Here is a 4516-nt window from a genome sequence, read left to right as displayed (position 1 = left end):
CTTGTTGTGTTTGTTTAAGCTCTTGTTGGCTTTGCTCATATTGGCGGATGGTCTGTTGTAGTTTTTGGTTGGCTTCACTCAGAACTAGTGTCCGTTGCACTACTTTTTCTTCTAGGCTCACATTGAGATGGGCAAGGCGTGCTTTGTTAACTAGGGTTTGGAACCACGCTAACGCAATTAGAGCAATGAGCGCATATAAGATCAGGAAGACGATATCGGCCTGTAAAACGGCGGCAAGAACGCTGTTGTGGTTAATTAAGGCAACGACGCGAAACCCTTTATCCAATAAGTGTGTTGCGTATGCGAGGTAATTCGGTGATAGAAGCAATTGATTGTCATCAAACTCCGTGACACCACTGTGTGCCGTTAACTCACCAAAATATTCGGGTAAGGTATCGCCATATTGACGCGTTTCGGTAAGTTCATTTATTGCACTCGATGACAGTGGGAAAAGTGCACGATAGCGCCAGTCTGGTAAATTGCTCATAAACACGACATTGTGTTTATCTGTAATGAGTACGTCAGTCGTGGTTTGCGAAAGGCGCTGTTCTAATTGCTCCAAGTTCACTTTTACTGTGATCACGCCAACGACTTCCTCATTTACCCACAGCGGAGATGAGAAGAAGTACCCACGTTTATTCGAGCGCACGCCTAATCCAACATATTGAGCGGGCTCACCGCGTCGCGCATTTTTAAAATAGGGGCGATAGCTAAAGCTAGAGCCAACAAACGTATCTTCTTGCTGAAAGTTACTTGAGGCTATGACTAACCCGGTGCGGTCATGAACGTAAATCGTATCGGCCAAACTTTGCTTCAACCAATCTGATAACAGTAGGTTGAGCTCTTGAGAGGGCGTTCCGCGCTCTACTGCTTTGAGTAGTCTTGGGTCGTGACTTAATAGGTTTGGTATCTGTTCAAACTTTGCCAGTTCGTAGTCCACTTCTTGTGACACTTGCGCGGCTTGTCTCTCTAGCTTTTGTTGCCATTGATCATGTTGGTATTGAGTTGCGTAATGATGAGTAAGCGCAAGCCCTGAAATGCCGACGGCACACAGTAGCAGTAAAAAATGACGTAGGGCTTTGGGGTTGAGTAAGTTCACGATCGGCTCACTGGTTTTTTGTGTCATGGTATCAAATGACGCACTGTGATGCTGTGAGCGGCAACGATAACAAGCACAATGATGTCCTTGTATTTCCTCAGTATCGGGAGCACAATCGACAAAAACGAGTGAAGGAGTAAAGATGGAACTTGCTGATATTCGTCGTGAGTACACCAAAGGTGGGCTGCGTCGTAAAGATTTGAAAGCTGATCCTATTGATCAATTTAATCTGTGGCTAGAGCAAGCAGTTGAAGCGGGTTTAACGGACCCGACTGCGATGACAGTTGCAACGGTTGATGAAAATGGCATGCCGTTTCAACGCATTGTTCTATTGAAAAACGTCGACAAAGATGGTTTTGTGTTTTACACCAACCTAGGCAGTCGCAAGGCCCAGCAGCTAGAGCATAACAGCAATATTAGTTTGCACTTCCCTTGGCACCCGTTAGAGCGCCAAGTTCATATTACTGGTGTGGCTGAAAAGCTTACCGCCGTAGAGAATATGAAATACTTTACTTCTCGTCCTAAAGAGAGCCAGTTGGCCGCAATCGCGAGCAAACAAAGTAGCCGTATTTCTGCCAGAGGTGTGTTGGAAGGTAAGTTTTTAGAGCTAAAACAGAAGTTTGCTAAGGGTGAAATACCAGTACCAACCTTTTGGGGTGGCTTTCGCGTAAAACCAAAGAGCATCGAATTTTGGCAAGGTGGCGAACATCGCCTTCACGATCGTTTTCTTTTCTCCCAGCATGATGGAAGTTGGGACATTGATCGTTTAGCGCCATAGGCTTATGGTCCCTCATGAATAAACAAACACCGCCGAATTGGGGCGGTGTTTTTGTAGGTGGAAGCGATGCGAATTATCGCTCTCCATTCAACACAACCGATAATTGATGCTTAAGCAGCGTTTTGGGTACAACAGAGCCGTAGCCTGCTTCCATTGCTTTATCTATTAGTTCGTTCTTGCTGTTCGCTGCAAACTTATTACGTAAGCGTGCGACGTGACCTTCAACGGTTTTTGTTGATATGCCCATGACCTGAGAGATAAATTGAGGCTTTTTGCCATAGAGCAAGAGGAAAAGCGTTTCTTGCTCGCGGCATGTGAGCTTCTCTGGTTTTGGTTGTAAGTCAGAAAAACGAAAGATGGATTGTTGATTTGGGTTGGTACTGATTGCACGACAAACCCAATACCCGACTTCAATCACGGCGGTGTCGGTGAGTTCCCTTCCGTAGAAAATGGTGCCTACGATGTCGCCTTTGTCATCTCGCCACGGTGTTTTAGTAAATATATGTGCTCGCCAGCGGCCATCTGGATAAGGGTGGATATCCAGAATTTTTAGTGACTCGCCAGTTTCGAGAACGTGTTTATCTTGGCGTTGAAATTCTTGCGCGCATTCAGTGGTTGGGCTGGCCATATCAAAATCAGTTTTACCCAAGCACTCCTCGGGCGATGTGTGCCCTAACAGTTCTGCGTATTCCTGGTTTACGTATAGGAATACCGAATCTTTATCTTTGCATCCCCAACAACCTGGTAGCTGTTTAAGGAGGGATTGTTCTATGGTATCGACTGAAATATTCACAAAAGGACTCACTACATACTGCTTTTACCAATACAGAGACGTCCGTGTTACATGGCTCGTATTGATGTTGCCAAGTAGGCAGTTACGTTGCTAGAACACGTTCGTTGATTGGCGCTCAATCCAATTAAATTCATGGTGTTCGATGTTTTCGTCAGGTAGTCATAGACAACGACGAAATGGAACGAAGAGTTTAATTGGGAAAATGGTCTGTTTCATTACAGATATGTGCGCTCACGGATGTCCGCCTAATGTTCGGCTTACAACTCGTATCGTCCTTGATCATGCTTCCTACAACTCAGTTGTAATGTGTTTGACTTTCATATCACTTGTGAGCGAAAGAGCAGCACCTAAGCATATGAGAGGGACAGTGAGACAAAAGCTATGATATCAGCTTATGCCATTGTTTTCATTGTTGAGAAGCGAAAAAAAAGCCAGCCTGAAGACGGGCTGGCAACACAAGATATAATCTTGTCGACGTGTAGAAGAGGTTCTAAATTACCTAGCGAGGGTCTGCTAAGTAAGTTAGAGGTATCAATGAGATACCGAGAGCTTTAGATCGTATGCATCTTAAAGCTCGATAACTAATGTATTGAATCAGAGGCATATTAGTAAGGGGGGAAATCCCTCTATGTTGAGTTTAAGAGTGGGTTTCGATCCGTTTCAGAGACGACTTATCTAATATGGAGCACGGTGTTTTACAAAATAACAGATTGTTCGGTAACAAGGATCTTTACATTGATTGATTATATATACGTAAGGTGTTGCCTATCTATCCGTTTTTGTTAATAAAATTGGTTGCTCACTGACCGTAAATTAACCTCGCATGATCATCGTTCCGGAACTATGATCATGTAAATGAACTTGATCATGCTGATTTGATCTTGTCGATTGAGTTGGGTAAAAGTTGCAACCCAACAAAGAAGGTATATGATGCGAAGATGTAAGCTGACCGTGTAAAGACGACTGTTTAAAATGAGTGACTCAGATAACCAAAAAATCCTTTCATATCAAGAGATTATGCTGCCGAAGCCGGCGGAGCTGATCACACTTCCGTCTTATATGGATTGCCACGATCATTCTTATACGCAGATCGTGATTGGTTTAAAAGGGCAAGCCGAATTTGAAGTGCGCGGGCGAGGTAATCTTGTCGGCCCTGGTCAAGGTTGTGTGGTCACCGCATGCTCTGATCATGCTTTCGGTGGCGTCATCAATCAATCGGATATTTTGGTGCTGAATATGCCCAAACCGACAAATGATGATCCTGACATGCTTCAAAAAATCAATAACCTGGAGAGAGACCATGTCTACTTCCAGTTAGATAGTCAAATTCAGAAGCTGATACAGATGTTGGTTCAGGAAATGCGAAACCATCCGGATGACCTGCTGTTAAGTCGTGCGTGTAACGACACTGTGATTGCGTTAATGCAGCGCCATATCTCGGCATTTGAGACCAGTCGAAAAGAGTCGCGCTTTGATTTGGAGGCGATTGATCGTTACATTGAGCAGCACCTGAGTCATAAGATTAGTGTGGCTCAATTGGCCGGGCGAGTGTTTCTTGGGGAAAGTCAGTTCCATTGCTTGTTTAAAGAGCAGATGGGGATTACACCTCATCAATATGTTCTCGGAAAGCGAATCGACATGGCTCGCGAATTAATCGAGCAAGGTCACCTTTCTTTAGGGCAAATTGCCGAGTTTACTGGCTTCTCAAGCCAGAGTACTTTTACTCATACTTTTACTCGCTTACAGGGAATATCACCTTCCCGTTATAAAAAACAAGTTGGATAACAACGCGTTTTTTTAGGTCAAATAATCATCAATTAGAATAAAGCCATGCACTATGCATGGT

4 protein-coding genes are annotated in these 4516 nt (G+C 44.2%); 2 read left to right on the top strand and 2 right to left on the bottom strand.

Annotated features, from left to right (window positions below; all coding sequences use genetic code 11):
• On the bottom strand, positions 1-1126 hold a 1126-nt coding region (locus IQR33_RS23425), incomplete at its 3' end, for a cache domain-containing protein (protein WP_265575807.1).
• Between the two features lie 115 nt (positions 1127-1241).
• Between IQR33_RS23425 and pdxH the strand changes: the two genes are divergently transcribed.
• Positions 1242-1877 carry a pyridoxamine 5'-phosphate oxidase gene (gene pdxH / locus IQR33_RS23420; protein WP_005374570.1) on the top strand — a complete coding sequence of 212 codons (636 nt, stop codon included), beginning with the start codon at positions 1242-1244 and terminating at the stop codon, positions 1875-1877.
• A gap of 73 nt (positions 1878-1950) precedes the next feature.
• Here pdxH and IQR33_RS23415 read toward each other — a convergent pair whose 3' ends face one another.
• The gene (locus IQR33_RS23415; protein WP_017820063.1) at positions 1951-2670 is read right to left on the bottom strand and encodes a PAS domain-containing protein; all 720 of its coding nucleotides are present in this window, start codon (positions 2668-2670) and stop codon (positions 1951-1953) included.
• 972 nt (positions 2671-3642) lie between these two features.
• Between IQR33_RS23415 and IQR33_RS23410 the strand changes: the two genes are divergently transcribed.
• Positions 3643-4455, top strand: coding sequence for an AraC family transcriptional regulator (locus IQR33_RS23410; protein ID WP_005374573.1), 813 nt, complete (start codon positions 3643-3645; stop codon positions 4453-4455).
• Positions 4456-4516: the final 61 nt, after the last annotated feature.

The organism is Vibrio sp. OPT46 (genome assembly GCF_015163535.1).
Lineage (GTDB): Bacteria > Pseudomonadota > Gammaproteobacteria > Enterobacterales > Vibrionaceae > Vibrio > Vibrio alginolyticus.
The sequence above is the reverse complement of the archived record's forward strand: the minus strand, read 5'-3'. Positions and strand labels throughout refer to the sequence as shown.

Excerpts from the sequence above, each read along its gene's own strand:
- pdxH (WP_005374570.1), top strand. The coding sequence starts at position 1,242 with ATGGAACTTGCTGATATTCGTCGTGAGTACACCAAAGGTGGGCTGCGT.
- IQR33_RS23410 (WP_005374573.1), top strand. The coding sequence starts at position 3,643 with ATGAGTGACTCAGATAACCAAAAAATCCTTTCATATCAAGAGATTATG.